Below are 20,150 nucleotides of genomic sequence, written 5' to 3' on the forward strand. Positions count from 1 at the left end.
GCGGCCGTCAGATATGCAAGATGAATTCGCGAACCAGCTTGCTGCCAAAATAGGCCAGCATCAGCAGGCAGAAACCGGCCAGCGTCCAGCGGATGGCCATGTGGCCCCGCCAGCCCAGGCGGGTGCGGCCCCACAGCAGCACGCTGAACACCACCCAGGCGACACAGGCCAGCAAGGTCTTGTGCACCAGGTGCTGGGCGAACAGGTTGTCGAGGAACAGCCAGCCGGAGATCAGCGACAGCGACAGCAGACACCAGCCGGCCCAGAGGAAGCCGAACAGCAGGCTTTCCATGGTTTGCAGCGGCGGGAAGTTGCGGATCAGCCCGGACGGGTGCTTGTTCTTCAACTGGTGGTCCTGCAGCAGCAGCAGTAGCGACTGGAACACCGCGATGGTGAACAGCCCGTAGGCCAGGATCGACAGCAGGATATGCGCAAGGATGCCCGGTTCTTCGTTGATCAGCGGTACCGTACCGGGTGGTGCGAACTGGGCCAGCAGCGCGGTCACCGCACCCAGCGGGAACAGTAGCACCAACAGGTTTTCCACGGGTATGCGCAGGCAGGCCAGCAGGGTCAGGGAGATGACGGCCACGGCGATCAGGCTGGCGGCGCTGAAGAAGTCCAGGCTCAGGCCCAGCGGGGTGATCAGCTGGAAGAACAGTGCACCGGCCTGGGCCAGGACCGCGATGACACCCAGCAGGCCAAGCAGGCGCTTGTCGGCCTTGCGGCCCTGGGACAGGTATGAGCCCTGGTAGATGGCCGCCGCTATATATAGGCCGGCAGCGATCAGGTTGGGGATGAGGCTGGGAGAGGAGACCATAAGTCCTGGTTGGCGAGCCTTAAAGAGACGGAGTTTGGCATAGATTCCGCTGATCAAGGAAGACTGAAGGCTTGTGTCAGGGCATTCGCGGGCACGCCCGCTTCCGCAGGTGTGGCGCAGGCCTGCAAGCAGTGAGGATCCTGTGGGAGCGGGCGCACCCGCGAAGAGGCCAGCACAGCCACCGAATATCTACCAAGGTGTGCGTCGCCGCTGCACTTCGCTATAATCGCCGCCTTGCTGTGCCCGGCGGGTGGGTAGTTCCCCCCTGGCACCTGACAAACCTCGGCTTTACTGGGCCTGAAAGGATCACCATGTTCGAAAACCTGACCGACCGCCTGTCACAGACGCTGCGCCATGTCACCGGCAAGGCCAAGCTGACCGAAGACAACATCAAGGACACGCTGCGCGAAGTGCGCATGGCCCTGCTCGAGGCCGACGTCGCCCTGCCGGTAGTCAAGGATTTCGTCAACAGCGTCAAGGATCGTGCGGTCGGTACCGAGGTGTCGCGCAGCCTGACCCCGGGCCAGGCCTTCGTGAAGATCGTCCAGGCCGAGCTGGAAAGCCTGATGGGCGCGGCCAACGAAGACCTCGCACTGAACGCCGCCCCGCCTGCTGTCGTACTGATGGCGGGCCTGCAGGGCGCCGGTAAGACCACCACCGCCGGCAAGCTTGCGCGCTTCCTTAAAGAGCGCAAGAAAAAGAGTGTGATGGTGGTATCTGCCGACGTCTATCGCCCTGCGGCGATCAAGCAGTTGGAAACACTGGCCAACGATATTGGCGTCACCTTCTTCCCGTCCGATATCAGCCAGAAACCGGTGGCCATCGCCGAAGCTGCCATCCGTGAAGCCAAGCTGAAGTTCATCGACGTGGTCATCGTCGACACCGCCGGCCGTCTGCACATCGACGCCGACATGATGGACGAGATCAAGGCGCTGCACGCGGCCGTCAAACCGGTCGAGACGCTGTTCGTGGTCGACGCCATGACCGGCCAGGACGCCGCCAACACCGCCAAGGCGTTTGGCGAGGCGCTGCCGCTGACCGGTGTGGTGCTGACCAAGGTCGACGGTGACGCCCGTGGCGGTGCCGCGCTGTCGGTCCGTGCAATCACCGGCAAGCCGATCAAGTTCATCGGTATGGGTGAGAAGACCGAGGCACTCGAGCCGTTCCACCCCGACCGCGTCGCTTCGCGCATCCTCGGCATGGGCGACGTGCTCAGCCTGATCGAGCAGGCCGAGCAGACCATCGACAAGGCCAAGGCCGACAAGCTGGCCAAGAAGCTGAAGAAGGGCAAGGGCTTCGACCTCGAAGACTTCCGCGATCAGTTGCAGCAAATGAAGAACATGGGCGGCCTCGGCGGCCTGATGGACAAGCTGCCGAGCATCGGTGGGGTCAACCTCTCACAAATGGGCAACGCCCAAGGCGCGGCCGAAAAGCAGTTCAAGCAGATGGAAGCGATCATCAACTCCATGACCCCGGCCGAGCGCCGTGACCCTGACCTGATCAGCGGTTCGCGCAAGCGCCGTATTGCATTGGGTTCCGGTACCCAGGTGCAGGACATCGGGCGGCTGATCAAGCAGCACAAGCAGATGCAGAAGATGATGAAGAAGTTTTCTGCCAAAGGCGGCATGGCCAAGATGATGCGCGGCCTCGGTGGGATGCTGCCAGGTGGCGGCATGCCAAAGCTGTAACCCCTGATCCGGGTGCCTGCCTTTTGTCTGGCAAGCGCCCAGAATCCCCGCTGTAGCGGGGCAACGGCCGCGAATTTCGCGGCGCAACCGGCAAATCTGGACGGCAGGGCGAGGTCTTGCCGAAAAAGTCATTTGCAAATGTCCGTGTATTCCCCGAGAATATGCGGCCTTTTGGGCACCCGTGTGCCTATTTGGCATTCAGATTTGCAGTACCAGCTGCTGTATCAACTGCAGCACCGACTATAGGAACGATGTTCACATGGTAACCATTCGTCTGGCCCGTGGCGGCTCGAAAAAGCGCCCATTCTACCACCTGACCGTGACCAACTCGCGTAACGCCCGTGACGGCCGTTTCGTTGAGCGCGTAGGTTTCTTCAACCCGATCGCTGCTGGCGCCGAAGTCAAGCTGTCGGTCAACCAAGAGCGCGTCACCTACTGGCTGAGCCAGGGTGCACAGCCGTCTGAGCGTGTTGCTCAGCTGCTGAAGGAAGCTGCCAAGGCCGCTGCCTGAATAGTATGAACGCGACGCCAGAAAAGGCTGACGACCTCATCGTCGTTGGCAAGATTTTTTCGGTTCACGGCGTTCGCGGCGAGGTGAAGGTGTATTCCTTTACCGATCCGATTGAAAACCTGTTGGATTATCCGCGCTGGACGCTTCGGCACGAAGGCAAGGTAAAGCAGGTCGAACTGGTCAGCGGTCGTGGCTCCCAAAAGGGCCTGGTCGTGAAACTGAAAGGTCTCGAGGATCGCGATGAAGCCCGTCTTCTGAGCGGTTACGAAATCTGCATCCCGCGGAGCCTTTTGCCCAACCTGGCTGCCGATGAGTACTACTGGTACCAGTTGGTGGGTCTGAAGGTCATCAACCAGGACGAACAACTGTTCGGCAAGGTCGATCACCTGTTGGAGACCGGTGCGAACGATGTAATGGTGGTCAAGCCCTGCGCAGGCAGCCTGGATGATCGCGAGCGTCTGTTGCCCTATACAGAGCAATGTGTGCTGGCAATCGACCTGGAAGCAGGCGTGATGCGGGTCGAATGGGACGCGGACTTCTAAACGATGGGTAACCTTCGCGTAGACGTCATCACGTTGTTCCCCGAGATGTTCTCGGCCATCACGGAGTACGGCATTACCAGCCGCGCGGTGAAACAAGGGTTGCTTCAGGTGACTTGCTGGAACCCGCGGGACTACACCACAGATCGTCACCACACGGTAGATGATCGGCCGTTTGGCGGTGGTCCGGGCATGGTGATGAAAATCAAGCCTCTGGAAGACGCCCTGGTTAGCGCCAGGCAGGCGACCGGAGCAGCGGCGAAGGTGATCTACCTTTCGCCACAAGGCCGCAAGCTGACTCAGCAGGCGGTCAAAGGCCTGGCCGAACAGGAATCGTTGATCCTGATCGCCGGTCGTTATGAAGGCATCGACGAGCGCTTTATCGAGGCTCATGTCGATGAGGAGTGGTCGATTGGCGACTATGTGCTTTCCGGTGGCGAGCTGCCGGCCATGGTACTGATCGATGCGGTTACGCGGCTGCTGCCCGGAGCTTTAGGGCATGTGGACTCGGCGGAAGAAGATTCCTTCACCGACGGTCTGCTCGATTGCCCGCACTACACCCGGCCTGAGGTGTATGCGGATCAGCGTGTTCCCGACGTGTTGCTAAGTGGCAACCATGCACATATCCGGCGTTGGAGGATGAAGCAGTCCCTTGGTAGGACCTTCGAACGACGCGCCGATCTTCTGGAAAGTCGCTCGCTTTCTGGAGAAGAGAAGAAGCTGCTCGAGGAATATCTCCGCGAGCGGGACGATAGTTAAACGTATCGATGGTGGATCGCGTATCCATCTTAGGAGCACAGCATGACCAACAAGATCATCCAGCAGCTCGAAGCCGAGCAGATGAGCAAGGAAATCCCGACCTTCGCACCAGGCGACACCGTTGTCGTTCAGGTTAAAGTGAAGGAAGGTGAGCGTTCCCGTCTGCAGGCGTTCGAAGGCGTCGTTATCGCCAAGCGTAACCGCGGTCTGAACAGCGCCTTCACCGTGCGCAAGATCTCCAGCGGCGTTGGCGTAGAGCGTACCTTCCAGACCTACAGCCCGCAAATCGACAGCCTGGCCGTGAAACGTCGTGGTGACGTGCGTAAAGCCAAGCTGTACTACCTGCGCGACCTGTCCGGCAAAGCCGCTCGCATCAAGGAAAAACTGTCCTGAGTGCAGTTTGCCCGGTGGCCGAGGCCGCCTAGCGAGAAAGAAGCAGCCTTCGGGCTGCTTTTTTGCGTTTTGAACCCCCGAAAATGTGATTGCCATGACGACCCGAGACCAGGAAATCCAGCGCCGCACCGAACTGTCGGTGACCCGCGTGACCAAGGCGGTGTTCCCCAATACCACCAACCACCACAACACCCTGTTCGGCGGCACCGCCCTGGCCTGGATGGACGAAGTGTCGTTCATCGCTGCCACGCGCTTTTGTCGCCTGCCGCTGGTGACCGTGTCTACCGACCGCATCGATTTCAAGCACCCGATTCCGGCGGGCTCGATCGTCGAGCTGGTGGGTACGGTGATCAAGGTCGGCAATACCAGCTTGCAGGTGCAGGTGGATGTGTTTGTCGAGAACATGTACCTGGATGGCCGTGACCGGGCGATCCATGGGGTGTTCAGCTTCGTCGCCATCGACGAGGACAAGCGCCCGGTGCCCGTGCTTCCAGGCGCCTGAGTATCACGGCTCCGGTGCTCGCTCGATCAATGCCACCAAGGTCCATCCCGGTTGCGGCTGCAACGGGTTATCAGGGCTGGCTACATGGACCCAGCCATGGTCATCGCGCGCGAACAGCAAGTGTGCACGCTCGCCATGCAGCGCCTGGTAGGCGTCCCAGCCAAAGCCTTCGGTCAGGTTGGTACTGTACAGCTCGGCGCCCTGATGCATGCGGTTGGCCAGTTGCAAATAGGTCATCGGCTTGGCCCCCAATAGATGCCCGCGGTGCTCTTCGGCCGCCCGATGCTTGTCGCTACGTTGTTTTTCCAGGCCACTGGCAAGCACGAACAGCCGGCTGTGCCCGAAATCATGACGGAACCTGGCGCAGGCCAAGGCATTGATTTCGCCGGCAGGAGAGAGGCCCAGCAAGTGCCCGAGGCCGACCAGGTCCAGATGGGCGTCGGCATGCTGCGAGGCTGGGTTGCCAAAATAGGTCGTGAGCCCGTCCATACGCGCGGCGCGGATGTTTTCCCAGCTGGAGTCCGTCAGCAAAACCCGGCAGCCCAATTGCTGAAGGGTTTTGGCGATGGCCCGGGCCGGCTCGTTGGCGCCGACGATGAGAAACCCGCTGGGGGCCGGTTCAGCGACCTTGAGCAAGCGTGCCAGCGGCCTGGCCGTAGCGCTTTGCAGTACCACCGTGCCGATGATTACCGCGAAGGTCAACGGTACCAGCAGCAAGGCATCCTGGTGGCCGGCCTGGTCCAGACGGATGGCAAAAATGGCTGAAACGGCTGCGGCAACGATGCCGCGTGGAGCAATCCAGGCCAGCAGCGCGCGCTCCCGCCATTTGAGTGTCGAGCCCAGTGTGGCCAGCCAGACGCTGAGAGGGCGTGCCAGCAGTTGGATCACCAGCAACAGCGCCAGGACGGCAGGGCCAAGGCCTAGCAGGGCATGCAGGTCAAGGCGTGCAGCCAGCAGGATGAACAGGCCGGAAATCAGCAGCACGCTGAGGTTTTCCTTGAAGTGCAGGATCTGTCGCACATCAACCCCGCGCATGTTGGCCAGCCACATTCCCATCACGGTGACCGCCAGCAGCCCCGACTCGTGCACGATCTGGTTGGCGGCGATGAAAATACCCAGTACCGCCGCCAGTGACGCGAGGTTGTGCAGGTACTCTGGTAGCCACTGTTCGCGCATGATTTGCCCCAGCAGCCAGCCCCCCGCCGCGCCCAGGGCGGTACCGCAGAAGATCACGCCGGCGAAGGTAACAAGGCTCTGGCTCAGGCCGTTACCCTCGGCGCTGGCGATGATGAAGCTGTATACCACCACGGCGAGCAGCGCGCCGATCGGGTCGATCATGATCCCTTCCCAGCGCAGGATGTTCGCGATCGCTGCCTTTGGTCGCACCACGCGCAGCATGGGCACGATCACTGTTGGGCCGGTCACCAGGGTCAGGGTGCCGAAGAGAATCGCCAGCGGCCAGTCGAACCCGAGCAGCCAGTGGGTTGCCAGTGCAATCACCAGCCAGGTGACCAGTGCGCCCACCGTGACCAGGCGATGCACCACGCTGCCGATCTCGCGCCACTGCGACAGGTGCAGGGTCAGGCTGCCTTCGAACAGAATCAGCGCTACCGCCAGCGACACCAGCGGCATCAGCAATGGGCCGAACAGCGCCTCGGGATCGAGCCACCCCAGCGCTGGGCCGGCAATGATCCCGGCCAACAACAGAAACAGAATTGCCGGCAGCTTCAGGCGCCAGGCCAGCCATTGGCAGGCGAGCGCTGCTGCGCCGATGCCGCCCACACTCAGAAGGATCTGCTGTTCGTTCATGCGGGCTCCCTATGCCGGCGTTGTTATGAAAGACTAAGCGCCATTTCCTCGTTTGCCACCGAGATTTCATGCCCGCCCTCGACCACCCCTTGATCGACCAGTTCCTTGACGCCTTATGGCTGGAAAAAGGCCTGTCCGACAACACCCGCGTGTCCTACCGTAGCGACCTGGCCCTGTTCAATGGCTGGTTGCAGGAGCGTTCGGTATCGCTGCCAGACGCCGGCCGCGACCTGATCCTCGATCACCTGGCCTGGCGCCTGGATCAAGGTTACAAGCCACGTTCCACGGCGCGTTTCCTGTCTGGTTTGCGCGGTTTCTTCCGTTACCTGCTGCGGGAAAAGCTGGTGGCGATCGACCCGACCCTGCAGGTCGACATGCCGCAATTGGGCAAGCCGCTACCCAAGTCGCTGTCTGAAGCCGACGTCGAAGCCTTGATGCAGGCTCCGGACCTGGGCGAAGCCATTGGCCAGCGCGACCGTGCCATGCTCGAAGTGCTCTACGCTTGCGGCCTTCGGGTCACCGAACTGGTCAGCCTGACCCTCGACCAGGTCAACCTGCGCCAGGGTGTGCTGCGGGTGATGGGCAAGGGCAGCAAGGAACGCCTGGTGCCTATGGGGGAAGAGGCGGTAGTGTGGCTGGAGCGCTACCAGCGCGATGGGCGCGCCGAACTGCTCAATGGCCGTCCCAGCGATGTGCTGTTCCCCAGCCAGCGCGGCGAGCAGATGACCCGCCAGACCTTCTGGCACCGTATCAAGCACCACGCACGGGTTGCCGGCATCGACAAGCCGCTGTCGCCACACACCCTGCGGCATGCCTTCGCCACCCACCTGCTCAACCATGGTGCCGACTTGCGTGTGGTGCAGATGCTGCTGGGGCACAGTGACCTGTCGACCACGCAGATCTATACCCACGTCGCCAAGGCCCGGCTGCAGCAGTTGCACGCCCAGCACCATCCGCGTGGATGAATGTTACTCATGTTCCGCCGACCGGTCCTTGCGAGCCCCTTCACTGGCAGCGTGATGTGGTAGGCTTGAGCGGTTTGCACCACGGGCCGCACGGTCACCGCGTATTTTCCGCAGGTGGCGCCCTCCGGCCCCTGTCCGCCTTCAGGAGTTCCCATGCGCGTGACCCAGTTTTTCGCCGCCGCCGCGTTGGCGCTGGCCAGTACCTTTGCCGTTGCCGCGGCAACCGATAGCAACGCCGGTGCGGAGCAGGCCATCCGTAAATCGTTGCAGAACCTCGAACTGGAAGTGCCCGTGGAAAGCGTGGCCAGCAGCCCGCTCAATGGCCTGTATGAAGTCAAGCTGCAGGGCGGGCGCGTGCTGTACGCCAGCGCCGACGGTCAGTTCGTGATGCAGGGCTACCTGTTCCAGATCCAGGACGGCAAGCCGGTCAATCTCACCGAGAAAGCCGAACGCCAAGGTATCGCCAAACTCATCAACGGCATTCCAGCCGCCGAGATGGTGGTTTATCCTGCCAAGGGCGAGACCAAGTCGCACATCACCGTGTTCACCGACACCACCTGCCCGTACTGCCACAAGCTGCACGCCGAAGTGCCCGAGTTGAACCGTCGCGGTATCGAAGTGCGCTATGTCGCCTTCCCGCGCCAGGGCCTCGGTTCGTCGGGTGACCAGCAGTTGCAGGCGGTGTGGTGCTCCAGTGACCGCCGTGGGGCGATGGACAAAATGGTCGAAGGTAAAGAAATCAAGGCCGCCAAGTGCACCAACCCGGTCAGCAAGCAGTTCCAGCTGGGTCAGTCGATCGGGGTCAACGGCACGCCGGCCATTGTTCTTGAAAGCGGCCAGGTCATTCCTGGCTACCAGCCGGCACCGCAGGTCGCCAAGCTGGCACTTGCCAAGTAATTCAGTTCAGTACGCCGTCGTCATGGGGTGACGGCAAGTTTCACGGTCGGCAAACGTGTCGGCCGTTCAATGGGGAGTTCACAGTGAAACCGGTCAAAGTAGGCATCTGTGGGTTGGGGACCGTCGGTGGCGGAACCTTCAATGTACTTCAGCGCAACGCCGAGGAGATTGCCCGCCGTGCCGGGCGCGGTATTGAAGTGGCACAGATCGCCATGCGCTCGCAGAACCCGAACTGCCAGATTACCGGTACCCCCATTACCGCTGACGTGTTCGAAGTTGCAAGCAACCCGGAGATCGACATTGTCATCGAGCTGATCGGTGGCTATACCATCGCCCGCGACCTGGTGCTGAAGGCCATCGAAAACGGCAAGCACGTGGTCACCGCCAACAAGGCGCTGATTGCCGTGCATGGCAACGAAATCTTCGCCAAAGCCCGCGAGAAGGGTGTGATTGTCGCGTTCGAGGCGGCCGTAGCCGGTGGCATCCCGGTGATCAAGGCCATTCGCGAAGGCCTGTCGGCCAACCGCATCAACTGGCTGGCTGGCATCATCAACGGCACCGGCAACTTCATCCTCACCGAAATGCGTGAGAAGGGCCGTGCCTTCCCGGACGTGCTGGCCGAAGCTCAGGCGCTGGGCTACGCAGAAGCCGACCCGACCTTTGACGTAGAAGGCATCGACGCTGCGCACAAGCTGACGATCCTGGCGTCCATCGCGTTCGGTATCCCGCTGCAGTTCGACAAGGCCTACACCGAAGGTATCACCCAGCTGACAACGGCAGACGTGAACTACGCCGAGGCCCTGGGCTACCGCATCAAGCACCTGGGCGTGGCGCGTCGCACCGCCGAAGGTATCGAGCTGCGCGTGCACCCGACGCTGATCCCGGCCGACCGCCTGATCGCCAACGTCAACGGCGTGATGAACGCTGTCATGGTCAACGGTGATGCTGCAGGCTCCACCCTGTACTACGGTGCCGGCGCGGGTATGGAGCCTACCGCTTCGTCAGTGGTCGGCGACCTGGTCGACGTGGTCCGTGCCATGACCTCCGACCCGGAAAACCGCGTGCCGCACCTGGCCTTCCAGCCAGACTCGCTGTCGGCCCACCCGATCCTGCCGATCGAAGCCTGCGAAAGCGCCTACTACCTGCGCATCCAGGCCAAGGATCACCCGGGCGTACTGGCCCAGGTCGCCAGCATCCTCTCGGAGCGTGGTATCAACATCGAGTCGATCATGCAGAAGGAAGCCGAGGAACAGGATGGCCTGGTGCCAATGATCCTGGTGACCCATGGCGTGGTCGAGCAGCGTATCAATGATGCCATCGTCGCTCTGGAAGCCCTGCAGGACGTGGTCGGCAAGGTTGTGCGCATTCGCGTCGAACAGCTCAACTAACAAGTATTTGCCGACGGGCCGCCTGCGCGGCCCCGGCCCCAGCATCGAAGGTTTGCACCCATGCGCTATATCAGTACCCGCGGCCAGGCACCGGCCCTCAATTTCGAAGACGTGCTGCTGGCTGGCCTGGCCAGCGACGGCGGCCTCTACGTGCCGGAAAACCTGCCACGCTTCACCCAGGAAGAAATCGCCTCGTGGGCAGGCCTGCCTTACCACGAGCTGGCCTTCCGCGTGATGCGCCCGTTCGTCGAAGGCAGCATCGCCGACGCCGACTTCAAGAAGATCCTCGAAGAAACCTACGGCGAGTTCGCCCACGCCGCGGTCGCCCCGTTGCGTCAACTGAACAGCAACGAGTGGGTGCTGGAACTGTTCCACGGCCCGACCCTGGCGTTCAAGGACTTTGCCCTGCAGTTGCTCGGCCGCCTGCTGGACCATGTGCTGGCCAAGCGCAACGAGCGCGTGGTCATCATCGGTGCCACCAGCGGTGATACCGGTTCCGCCGCAATCGAAGGCTGCCGCCGTTGCGACAACGTCGACATCTTCATCCTGCACCCGCACCAGCGTGTGTCGGAAGTGCAGCGCCGCCAGATGACTACCATCTTTGGCGACAACATCCACAACATCGCCATCGAAGGCAACTTCGACGATTGCCAGGAAATGGTCAAGGCCAGTTTCGCCGACCAGTCGTTCCTCAAGGGCACCCGCCTGGTCGCCGTCAACTCGATCAACTGGGCGCGGATCATGGCCCAGATCGTCTACTACTTCCATGCAGCCCTGCAGCTGGGTGGCCCGGCGCGCTCGGTGGCGTTCTCGGTACCAACCGGCAACTTCGGCGACATCTTCGCCGGCTACCTGGCGCGCAACATGGGCCTGCCGGTCAGCCAATTGATCGTCGCCACCAACCGCAACGACATCCTGCACCGCTTCATGAGCGGCAACCAGTACGTCAAGGAAACCCTGCACGCCACCCTGTCGCCGTCGATGGACATCATGGTCTCGTCCAACTTCGAGCGCCTGCTGTTCGACCTGCATGGCCGCAACGGCGGTGCGATTGCCGAGCTGATGGCCAACTTCAAGCAAGGTGGCGGCTTCAGCGTCGAGCAAGACCGCTGGACCGAAGCCCGCAAACTGTTCGACTCGCTGGCTGTCAGCGACGAGCAAACCTGCGAGACCATCGCAGAAGTGTTCGCCGCCACCGGTGAAGTGCTCGACCCGCATACCGCAATCGGCGTCAAGGCTGCCCGCGAGTGCCGCCGCAGCCTGGACACGCCAATGGTGGTGTTGGGTACCGCGCACCCGGTCAAGTTCCCGGAAGCGGTGGAGAAGGCCGGTGTGGGCAAGGCGCTGGAGCTACCCGCACACCTCAGCGACCTGTTCAGCCGTGAAGAGCGTTGCACGGTACTGGCCAATGACCTGAAGGCTGTACAGGGCTTTGTCAGCCAGCACGGCAACCGCGGCAAGCCGCTGTAATAGCATTGCGTTTGGGGCTGCAGAGCGGCCCCGACGTCTCAGCCTTTTCCCTCAGGCCTATCAGAAACATCCTATTCGGCCCGCCGAGCTTCAAGCATAAATTAGCCGGTCCTCCCACCAGGAGCGGCTCATGCACCAGCCCTATGTGTTGATCCACCAGGCTCGCCCATCCCACCAGATCCTCTTGCATCAGGCCCTCAACGGCCAAGGCGTCTTCAACGTACGCATCAGCGAGAGCATCGCTGACCTCGACGCCTGCCTCTGTGCTGAGCGTCGCCCCGACCTGCTGATCCTCGACCACGCCATGCCAGCCCGGGCCGGCCTTGCCCTATTCGCCCAGCGGCAGCGAGCGCGCGCATTGCTGTTCGTCGGGCAGCCTGCCCCAACGCGTCAAAACCTTGCCCAAGAGGCCAGAAAGCGCGGCATGTGGGTGCTCGACGAGTTGCCCTGGCCGCTGTCGATGCCACGCCTGCAGCATGCCTTGCAAACACTGCAGGTGCGCCCAGGGTCGCGTATTCAAACTGTCACGCCAGCCCCGCATGCTCACTGAAGCGGGCGCGGTTTGACGAACTTTATGCGGCGCCTGCTGGTCAGTCACTTTAGGTCCCACCACGCAGCGAGTGATCCGGATGGAAAGAATCTGCAGCCTGCTCAACGAAGCCCTGACGCCCTATCAGACCCACCTCGGCATCGCCGATCCCGGCGGTAATCGCCAACTGACCGTTCACGATCCCCTCTCAGGTATTACCTTGCGGCGCACGGTCAGCGAGCGCCAATTGCAAGAGCAACGCCTGCTGATCGACCTCGTGGACGGCTTGCACCGAGACCTGCAGATAGCTGAGGGGCGGTTGCAGCCTTGTGTGATCGCGGCATTGCAGCATCGTCAGCAACCGCAGGGAACCTTTGCCTGAGTGGCTTATCAGACAGTGTAGGGGCAGCCAGCCAGTGCTTTGCTCCAGCGCTGGCAAGGCTGTCACGGGAAGTCCTCAAGGGCTTTCGCTTGGCCCCGGGCGTCTTCCCCAGCGCCCGGGGTTTCTTTTTCCGGGCGGGCACTTACCCCCAAGGCTGCTCCTGCAACGACGGTGCGTGCCGGGTGGGCTTATCTGTCCTCAAAGAAAAGACTGCTGTCCTTCAGGTAGTCTTCCCGCAATGCCATGTCCAGCCAGCGGGCATACAACCCTGGCAACACATCCCGGCGCAGGGCAGGCAGCAACTGGTCGATGTGTGCAACTGCCGCACGCCCCCGTTCGTTATCTGAGCATCCCACATGCAGAAACTGGTAGCGCTTCACGCCCTGCACAGTATGAAACTGGTAGTCAGCCAGTGACCCGCCTTGTTGTTCGATCAGGTAGCGCACCTCTGGCCAGTAGCCGAGCACCAGGCGCAGACGCCCCAGTTGCTGCATTTGCAGCAGGTTGGCGGTGGCCTCGTTGCCGTAGTGCCGGCTGAGCGTGCTTTCGGGCAACTGGCTCAGGATGGTGTCGATCTGGGTGCCATAGCTGCGCTCGGCGACAATCCCCAGCTTCAGCGAGGCCTTGCTCAGCAGGCCATTCAGGTCCACCTGCTGGCCGTCGAGGTAGGGTGCCACCAGCGCCTGGTTTTCCTTGCGCAACACCAGGCCACCGCTGAGCGCGCCCAGCGATGGAACGGAAAAGTGCACATACCCGGCCCGTTTCGGGGTCCACAGCACGGTTGGGTCGCAGGTGAAGGTGTCACGGTCTTGCAGCATCTGGAGGCTGCGGGCGCGGTTGACCCGCACGATGCTGTGTTCGTACTCGGGCATCTGCCTGATCAGCAGCGGTAACAACTGATCGATCACCCCCCGGCCTTCTTCCGGGCCATCAAAAATGGTGAACGGTGGCAGGTCACGCACCAGCCAGAAGAGGTGCTCCTTGGCGTTCGCTGGCTGCAACAGCAACGCAGGCAACAGCCCGCAGAGCAGGACCAGATGGCGTAGGCAGCGGGTCGCGTACATGGAACCGGTAGCGCCAGGGTCAGACCGTGCCCGCTGCGCGCAGGCTGGCGATGGCCGCTGCGTCGTAGCCCAGGCTGCCGAGGAGCGCATCGGTATGCTCGCCCAAGGCCGGGCCGACCCATTCGCTAGAGCCGGGCGTTTCCGACAGCTTGGGCACGATGCCGGGCATGTGGAATGGCTTGCCATCCGGCAGCTTGGCCTGCAGGAACATCTCGCGCGCCAGGTACTGGGGGTCGTTGAACATGTCTTCGGCCGAATAGATACGGCTGGCCGGCACTTCGGCGGTGGTCAGCACCTGCATCAGTTGCTCCAGTGGCAGGCTGTTGGCCCAGCGGTCGATTACCCCGTACAGCTCGTCACGACGCAGGTCGCGGCCGTCGTTGCTGGCCAGGGTCGGGTCATTGGCCAGGTCGTCACGACCGATGGCCTGCATGAAGCGCTTGAAGATCGCATCACCGTTGGCGCCGATCTGCACATGCTTGCCGTCGGCGCTTGTGTGGATGGAGGAGGGCGTGATGCCTGGCATGATGTTGCCGGTGCGTTCGCGGATGAAACCGAACACATCGAACTCCGGGACCATGCTCTCCATCATGGCAAAGATCGCTTCGTACAGGGCCACGTCCACCACTTGGCCCTGGCCGCCATTGACCTCCCGGTGGCGCAGCGCCATCAGCGCGCCGATCACCCCCCACAGGGCGGCAATCGAGTCACCGATGGAAATCCCCGTGCGCACCGGCGGGCGGTCATCGAAACCGGTGATGTAGCGCAGGCCGCCCATCGACTCGCCTACGGCACCGAAGCCTGGCTGGTCTTTCATCGGCCCGGTCTGGCCAAAGCCCGACAGGCGCACCATCACCAGGCGCGGGTTCAGCGCATGCAGTACATCCCACCCCAGGCCGAGTTTCTCCAGCACACCCGGGCGGAAGTTTTCGATCAGGATGTCGGCCTCGGCCAGCAGGCGCTTGAGGATATCGCGGCCCTCAGGGTGCTTGAGGTTGAGGGTGAGGGACTGTTTGTTGCGGGCCTGCACGAACCACCACAGCGAGGTGCCCTCGTACAGCTTGCGCCACTTGCGCAGCGGGTCGCCGCCGTCGGGCGATTCGACCTTGACCACTTCGGCACCGAATTCGGCACAGATGCGCGAGGCGAACGGCCCGGCGATCAGGGTACCGAGTTCGACAACTTTAAGGCCGGCGAGGGGTTTGCTGGGCGTCGACATGGGGTATCCGTGGCAGTTGGGCAGAGCCGTGGTTTTATCACACGTCGGTTTCGCCGGGTACTGCTGCGGGGCATGGAAGGTGCGGATGGGTTAGACTGTGCCACTTTCTTTTGCACGAAGCCCGTCGACCATGGCCCAGCCGTCCACCACCTACAAGTTCGAATTGAATCTCACCGACCTTGATCGCAACGTCTACGAAAGCGTCAAACAGACTATCGCTCGGCACCCTTCGGAAACCGAAGAGCGCATGGCCGTTCGTTTGTTGGCGTACGCGCTCTGGTACAACGAGAACTTGTCGTTTGGCCGCGGCCTGTCGGATGTCGATGAACCGGCGCTGTGGGAAAAGAGCCTGGACGATCGCGTGCTGCACTGGATTGAAGTTGGTCAGCCCGATGCCGATCGCCTGACCTGGTGCTCGCGTCGTACCGAACGCACCAGCTTGCTGGCTTACGGCAGCCTGCGAGTGTGGGAGGGTAAAGTGGTGAGCGCGGTAAAGAACCTGAAAAACCTGAGCATTGCCGCTGTGCCGCAGGAGGTGCTGGAAACCCTGGCGACCGACATGCCGCGTAGCATCAAGTGGGACGTGATGATCAGTGAAGGTACGGTATTCGTGACTGACGACCGTGGCCAGCATGAAGTCCAACTGCAGTGGCTGCTCGGCGAGCGTGGTTGAAGCAACCCATGCGTATCGAACCTCGCCCGCTGCCGCCGACCCTGCCATTTCTGGGTAACCTGCCACCCTTGCTGACCCGCCTTTACGCCGCGCGCGGCGTGCAGAGCGAGGCCGAGCTGGACAAAAGCCTGGCACGCCTGCTGCCGTACCAGCAGCTCAAGGGCATCGAGGCCGGTGTGGACCTGCTGGTCGAAGCCATCGACCAGCGCCAGCGCATCCTCATCGTCGGCGACTTCGATGCCGACGGTGCCACCGCCAGCACCGTCGGGGTGCTGGGCCTGCGCCTGCTGGGTGCGACCCATGTCGATTACCTGGTGCCCAACCGCTTCGAGTACGGCTACGGCCTGACCCCGGAAATCGTCGAGGTGGCGCTGCAGCGTCAGCCGCAGTTGCTGATTACCGTGGACAACGGCATTTCCAGTGTCGACGGGGTGGCGGCGGCCAAGGCCGCCGGGCTCAAGGTGCTGGTCACCGACCACCACCTGCCGGGCGAGCAGTTGCCCGACGCCGATGCCATCATCAACCCCAACCAGCCGGGCTGCAGCTTTCCAAGCAAGTCACTGGCCGGAGTAGGGGTGATCTTCTATGTGTTGATGGCCCTGCGCGCTCGCTTGCGCAGCCTTGGGCGCTACGAGGCGCAGCCACAGCCGAACATTGGCGAGCTGCTCGATCTGGTGGCGCTGGGCAGTGTTGCTGACGTGGTGCCGCTGGATGCCAACAACCGCATCCTGGTGCACCAAGGCCTCGAGCGCATCCGCGCCGGCCGCGCCCGGCCCGGCCTCAAGGCCATCCTTGAGGTGGCGCGGCGCGATCACCGGCGCATCACTTCGACTGACCTTGGTTTCATCCTCGGCCCACGGTTGAATGCCGCCGGGCGCCTGGACGACATGAGCCTGGGCATCGAATGCCTGCTGTGCGAGGACGCGGCGCTGGCCCAGGACATGGCCCAGCAGTTGGATGACCTGAACCAGGACCGCAAGTCCATCGAGCAGGGCATGCAGCGCGAAGCCCTGGCCCAACTCAAGGACCTGCCGGTCGAGTCGATGCCGTATGGGTTGTGCCTGTTCGATGCCGACTGGCACCAGGGCGTGATCGGTATTCTGGCTTCGCGCTTGAAGGAGCGTTACCACCGGCCGACCATCGCCTTCGCCGATGCTGGTGATGGCATGCTCAAAGGCTCGGCGCGTTCGGTGCCGGGCTTCCATATTCGCGATGCGCTGGATGCCGTGGCGGCGCGCCATCCGCAGTTGATCAGCAAGTTCGGCGGCCACGCCATGGCGGCAGGGTTATCGTTGCCCGAGGCCAATTTCCCGGCATTTGCCGAGGCGTTCGATGAAGAGGTGCGGCGTCAACTGCGCGAAGAAGACCTGACCGGCCGGCTGTTATCCGACGGTAGCCTGGCGGTCGAGGAATTCCACATCGACCTGGCCAAGGCCCTGCGCCACGCCGGGCCTTGGGGCCAGCACTTCCCGGAGCCGCTGTTCCATGGCGTGTTCCAGTTGGTGGAGCAGCGTGTGGTTGGCGAACGGCACCTGAAAGTGGTGCTCAAGAGCGAATGTGGCTCGGTGCGGCTGGATGGCATTGCCTTCGGCATTGACCGCGAAGTGTGGCCAAACCCGACGGTGCGCTGGGTGGAGTTGGCGTACAAGCTGGATGTGAACGAGTTTCGCGGTAATGAGAGTGTGCAGTTGATGATTGCGCATATGGAGCCGCGCTGAGTTTAGCGTCAGGTGCCTGCCTTGGATCTTGCGCTGGGGCACAAATCGAGCGCAGCCCGCGCGGCGCTCGATCTCCCAGGTGCTGCTCAGGTTCAGTTGCACTCCTTTCTGGGGCGGTAGTAGATCGCCGCTGCCGCAATCAAGATGCTGATGCCGCTAAATGAGAAAATGATAACTGCTAGTGTGGTCTCCCGGTTTCTTACATTGGTGACATGTGCCGCCATTGCAGAATCATAAAGAACCATTCCATTAGGAGCGATTAAGCGCTGAGCCGTTGCAGCGCTTTTAGAGGTTGCTATGTCAACAAAGAGTGGCGTATTTAGGTCCAGGCTCGCTGCATCATAGTATATTTTGTCTGCATAAAGATGAACGTTGTGGTGCTTTCCATTTGAAGTTTTAAACTTGATGCTGAACGTATAAAGAGATTTGTCGCTATCCCAGGTTTCAGGCTTGGAGGTGAGAAAGGCTGGAACTCGCGACCATAACTCTTCATTGGTGTTTTTGTGTTCGCGCCACATGAATGTGAAGCTGGTGCCTAGGGTGAGATTTATAAGTCCGCCTATTAATAGCGCTTTGGCTTGTTTGTGAGGCGGGAGTTCACGTATGAGTTTTAGCGATTGCTGCCAGATATTCATATCGGCTCGTTACGGCGTGGAGGGTTTTACAGGTTGGCTAGAAGTACTGATCCTGCTGCGCGCTGCTACAGCATATGTAGTTATCTTGATTGTCCTGGTTGTCGTCAATAGGTACGGTAATTGATAGTGCTTGGTCGGGTGGCTTTATACCATCTATACTTTCTATGCTTATAGTCAGTGTTGCGTCAGGGGCAGGTATGTCAGGGGTAGATGTCACCGCTACTGAGTTGCTGCTGGAGTTTCCGCTAAGGGGAGGCGGTTACGTTGAATTGAAAGTCTCGCTCCCTGTTGGGGCGGTGTGAGCCTGGCTGCTATCTGGAAAACTTAGTGGTTCGGTGCCTAGGGATATTTCTGAAGAGTCAGGGTTCCAGTTAACGGTTGTGATCATTCCCTGGTGGGTGGAAAGTATCTGGTCAGGTGAAGCGAGTGTGAAGTCAGGCGCAATCCGTGGCGCGGTAAAACCAGTAAGGTCACCTTGACTCAGCAGGCTGGTAAAGAGTGGAGCCATCTTGTCGTAAGCTGCTTTAGCCAGGTCAGAATTGAAGATGCTATAGAGTGTGGCGGTTACGCCCACGACTGTGGCCCCTCCAGCAATTAAAGGTGCTCCGGCCAGAATGGCGAACGAGGCCACGATGCCTGCGACGTTGCTTGCCAAACTTATGACATCTCCGTTCTTAATTTCCGCGCCCTCTTTGAGGTCTGCCGCGACTTTCAGGAAGGTCACGGTGCCAGAAAGGGTATTGGTAACAATGTTAATGAAGGGTACAGCACCTATCGGGAGGTGAGTGACGGAGACTACTGAGGCTATCGCCGTAGTTGTCTGTGCTGTTTGGATGACTAGTGAAAATCCGGTTTTATCTGTGTTGAATTGGTCGTGGATTGCTGCTGCTCCCCCAGTTTGATTGATGGGTTTTGCCGTTTTATCTATTACTGCTACTATCAGTTCGGCGCGTGTGCTCATTGTTTAATATCCTTATTCATGGTCTTAAAAGCGATAGTGGTTCGCAATTTGTCGCAGTCAACGGTGGGCGCTCTGGCTCTGTGCGGTATGTGTCCGTCGAAAATCGCTATGCGTCCCGGCTTTGGTTGTATGGCAGCGATGGTGTCATTCTTCTGCTGATCGAATAGAATCAGTTCGCCGCCCCATGTGGTTTCCCACTGGGCATTGCAGAAGAGGACTGCGGTTTTTCCTGGTTCAATTGATTTGTTATCTCTATGAATAGGACTGTCTTGGCCGAAAGTCTGGCCGTTTGCGTAAACACCCAGCAGCAAACAGTCACGCATGTGAGCAAGCTGCGTGCGCCTCCAAATATCAAGTAGAAAGCCCCAATGGCTGTCGCTGGCCAGTTCATGCTCGCAGCACTCCAGTGAGGTACGTTTGCTACCGGCTATGAAGATGTGCCAGCAAGGACGTGCGAGGGGAATTGTATTAATGGGCCAGCCATATCTCCATATTGCACCCGAAAATGAATTTGTGAGTAAATTTTGCTCGTGTTCAGTAATGAACTTATCTAATACTTTCGGTTTTTCTGTAAAGGGGATATCCGTCATTGACTCAACTCGCGAGCGTGGAGGTCGGGTTTGTGCGAACTGTGTGATTGGCTTCATTGGTCGCCGTGACGTGATGGACAATAGTATTTGAGAGGCAGAACAGCGATAGGAGGAGGGAGATGTTGCTTGAGAAGAATTTCCCAAGAGAACGTAGAACTTTAAGTAATAGGCTGTAGGATTTTTCTAAGATGCCCGGTAGGCCGGGTGGAAAGGGTTGTCGTGGGTGGTACTACCCTAGCGCTTAAAGGGCGGTCGACTTTTGCTGATTACAGTCAGACCGCGGAATGAAGGAGGTTTCAGTCACCCAACGGTTTATGCGTCATGCCCAGCTCGGCATCATCCATCAGTGCCTTGGCCATGGCACTCAGGTAATGGGATGCCCAGATCATCATCGGTTTTTCATCCATCAGACCGATGATGGTCAGCTCTCTTACATAGCCCATCAACTCCGATGCCTGCTCGCGGGCATCCCGGCAGGGAATGCCTGGCTCGATGCGGAACAGGGGATGGGTCTGGTGTTCGCCTTGGAAGAAGGTGGTTTTGCCGACAGTGAATTGGGTGTCGTCTGTGGTCATCGATTCCTCTCCTGAAATTTCCTGATTGCCTGTTCTGGCCTCTTCGCGGAGGTTCGACGCCTCGAT

The 20,150-nt window shown here is 60.7% G+C and carries 22 protein-coding genes; 14 read left to right on the plus strand and 8 right to left on the minus strand.

Annotated elements, in window-relative coordinates; translation table 11 throughout:
- Positions 1 to 7 precede the first annotated feature (7 nt).
- On the minus strand, positions 8 to 817 hold the full coding sequence (locus J3A98_RS02735; RefSeq protein ID WP_209963834.1) for an inner membrane protein YpjD: 810 nt from the start codon (positions 815 to 817) through the stop codon (positions 8 to 10).
- 311 nt (positions 818 to 1,128) lie between these two features.
- On the opposite strand from J3A98_RS02735, the gene ffh reads away from it, so the two are divergent.
- The 6 genes from ffh to J3A98_RS02765 all read left to right on the plus strand — a co-directional run bounded on the left by ffh (position 1,129) and on the right by J3A98_RS02765 (position 5,209).
- Positions 1,129 to 2,505: a signal recognition particle protein gene (gene ffh / locus J3A98_RS02740; RefSeq protein WP_176682704.1), complete on the plus strand. Its 1,377-nt coding sequence runs from the start codon at positions 1,129 to 1,131 to the stop codon at positions 2,503 to 2,505.
- Positions 2,506 to 2,764: 259 nt separating this feature from the next.
- Positions 2,765 to 3,016 (plus strand): 30S ribosomal protein S16, encoded by a 252-nt coding sequence (rpsP, locus tag J3A98_RS02745; protein ID WP_003252142.1) that lies wholly within the window; start codon positions 2,765 to 2,767, stop codon positions 3,014 to 3,016.
- Positions 3,017 to 3,021: 5 nt separating this feature from the next.
- On the plus strand, positions 3,022 to 3,558 hold the full coding sequence (gene rimM / locus J3A98_RS02750; RefSeq protein ID WP_084850792.1) for a ribosome maturation factor RimM: 537 nt from the start codon (positions 3,022 to 3,024) through the stop codon (positions 3,556 to 3,558).
- A gap of 3 nt (positions 3,559 to 3,561) precedes the next feature.
- Positions 3,562 to 4,314 carry a tRNA (guanosine(37)-N1)-methyltransferase TrmD gene (gene trmD / locus J3A98_RS02755; RefSeq protein ID WP_003252146.1) on the plus strand — a complete coding sequence of 251 codons (753 nt, stop codon included), beginning with the start codon at positions 3,562 to 3,564 and terminating at the stop codon, positions 4,312 to 4,314.
- A 42-nt stretch (positions 4,315 to 4,356) separates the two neighbouring features.
- Positions 4,357 to 4,707, plus strand: coding sequence for a 50S ribosomal protein L19 (rplS, locus tag J3A98_RS02760; protein ID WP_003252148.1), 351 nt, complete (start codon positions 4,357 to 4,359; stop codon positions 4,705 to 4,707).
- Between the two features lie 94 nt (positions 4,708 to 4,801).
- Entirely contained in the window at positions 4,802 to 5,209 is a 408-nt protein-coding gene (locus J3A98_RS02765; RefSeq protein ID WP_014592194.1) for an acyl-CoA thioesterase, read from the plus strand.
- Between the two features lie 3 nt (positions 5,210 to 5,212).
- Here the strand turns inward: J3A98_RS02765 and J3A98_RS02770 are convergent, their stop codons facing one another.
- The gene (locus J3A98_RS02770; protein WP_209963837.1) at positions 5,213 to 7,018 is read right to left on the minus strand and encodes a sodium:proton antiporter; all 1,806 of its coding nucleotides are present in this window, start codon (positions 7,016 to 7,018) and stop codon (positions 5,213 to 5,215) included.
- 68 nt (positions 7,019 to 7,086) lie between these two features.
- Between J3A98_RS02770 and xerD the strand changes: the two genes are divergently transcribed.
- From xerD to J3A98_RS02800, 6 genes are all read left to right on the plus strand, one after another.
- Positions 7,087 to 7,983 (plus strand): site-specific tyrosine recombinase XerD, encoded by an 897-nt coding sequence (xerD, locus tag J3A98_RS02775; RefSeq protein ID WP_209963840.1) that lies wholly within the window; start codon positions 7,087 to 7,089, stop codon positions 7,981 to 7,983.
- 153 nt (positions 7,984 to 8,136) lie between these two features.
- The gene (locus J3A98_RS02780) at positions 8,137 to 8,880 is read left to right on the plus strand and encodes a thioredoxin fold domain-containing protein (protein WP_104962463.1); all 744 of its coding nucleotides are present in this window, start codon (positions 8,137 to 8,139) and stop codon (positions 8,878 to 8,880) included.
- A gap of 83 nt (positions 8,881 to 8,963) precedes the next feature.
- The gene (locus J3A98_RS02785; RefSeq protein ID WP_003252157.1) at positions 8,964 to 10,268 is read left to right on the plus strand and encodes a homoserine dehydrogenase; all 1,305 of its coding nucleotides are present in this window, start codon (positions 8,964 to 8,966) and stop codon (positions 10,266 to 10,268) included.
- A 60-nt stretch (positions 10,269 to 10,328) separates the two neighbouring features.
- Positions 10,329 to 11,738, plus strand: coding sequence for a threonine synthase (thrC, locus tag J3A98_RS02790; protein ID WP_010952565.1), 1,410 nt, complete (start codon positions 10,329 to 10,331; stop codon positions 11,736 to 11,738).
- Between the two features lie 130 nt (positions 11,739 to 11,868).
- The gene (locus J3A98_RS02795) at positions 11,869 to 12,288 is read left to right on the plus strand and encodes a histidine kinase (RefSeq protein WP_209963843.1); all 420 of its coding nucleotides are present in this window, start codon (positions 11,869 to 11,871) and stop codon (positions 12,286 to 12,288) included.
- A 79-nt stretch (positions 12,289 to 12,367) separates the two neighbouring features.
- Complete coding sequence (locus tag J3A98_RS02800) at positions 12,368 to 12,649, plus strand: DUF3509 domain-containing protein (protein WP_176682709.1); 282 nt, start codon at positions 12,368 to 12,370, stop codon at positions 12,647 to 12,649.
- Between the two features lie 188 nt (positions 12,650 to 12,837).
- Here J3A98_RS02800 and J3A98_RS02805 read toward each other — a convergent pair whose 3' ends face one another.
- On the minus strand, positions 12,838 to 13,713 hold the full coding sequence (locus J3A98_RS02805) for a TIGR02285 family protein (protein ID WP_209963847.1): 876 nt from the start codon (positions 13,711 to 13,713) through the stop codon (positions 12,838 to 12,840).
- 19 nt (positions 13,714 to 13,732) lie between these two features.
- Positions 13,733 to 14,932, minus strand: a complete 1,200-nt coding sequence (locus J3A98_RS02810) for a CaiB/BaiF CoA-transferase family protein (protein WP_209963849.1) — start codon at positions 14,930 to 14,932, stop codon at positions 13,733 to 13,735.
- A 130-nt stretch (positions 14,933 to 15,062) separates the two neighbouring features.
- Between J3A98_RS02810 and J3A98_RS02815 the strand changes: the two genes are divergently transcribed.
- Entirely contained in the window at positions 15,063 to 15,605 is a 543-nt protein-coding gene (locus J3A98_RS02815; protein WP_003252169.1) for a YaeQ family protein, read from the plus strand.
- 8 nt (positions 15,606 to 15,613) lie between these two features.
- Positions 15,614 to 17,323 carry a single-stranded-DNA-specific exonuclease RecJ gene (recJ, locus tag J3A98_RS02820; RefSeq protein ID WP_209963851.1) on the plus strand — a complete coding sequence of 570 codons (1,710 nt, stop codon included), beginning with the start codon at positions 15,614 to 15,616 and terminating at the stop codon, positions 17,321 to 17,323.
- A gap of 92 nt (positions 17,324 to 17,415) precedes the next feature.
- Here recJ and J3A98_RS02825 read toward each other — a convergent pair whose 3' ends face one another.
- From J3A98_RS02825 to J3A98_RS02840, 4 genes are all read right to left on the minus strand, one after another.
- Positions 17,416 to 17,958, minus strand: coding sequence for a hypothetical protein (locus tag J3A98_RS02825; protein WP_103469423.1), 543 nt, complete (start codon positions 17,956 to 17,958; stop codon positions 17,416 to 17,418).
- 259 nt (positions 17,959 to 18,217) lie between these two features.
- The gene (locus J3A98_RS02830; protein ID WP_245354947.1) at positions 18,218 to 18,919 is read right to left on the minus strand and encodes a hypothetical protein; all 702 of its coding nucleotides are present in this window, start codon (positions 18,917 to 18,919) and stop codon (positions 18,218 to 18,220) included.
- Positions 18,916 to 19,509, minus strand: a complete 594-nt coding sequence (locus J3A98_RS02835; protein ID WP_209963854.1) for a 2OG-Fe(II) oxygenase — start codon at positions 19,507 to 19,509, stop codon at positions 18,916 to 18,918. Before J3A98_RS02835 ends, J3A98_RS02830 begins: the two co-directional genes overlap by 4 nt.
- A gap of 296 nt (positions 19,510 to 19,805) precedes the next feature.
- Positions 19,806 to 20,084, minus strand: a complete 279-nt coding sequence (locus J3A98_RS02840) for a DUF3077 domain-containing protein (RefSeq protein WP_047604476.1) — start codon at positions 20,082 to 20,084, stop codon at positions 19,806 to 19,808.
- Positions 20,085 to 20,150 lie beyond the last annotated feature (66 nt).

Source organism: Pseudomonas sp. BP6, assembly GCF_017875935.1.
In the GTDB taxonomy this organism is placed as follows: Bacteria; Pseudomonadota; Gammaproteobacteria; order Pseudomonadales; family Pseudomonadaceae; genus Aquipseudomonas; species Aquipseudomonas putida_Y.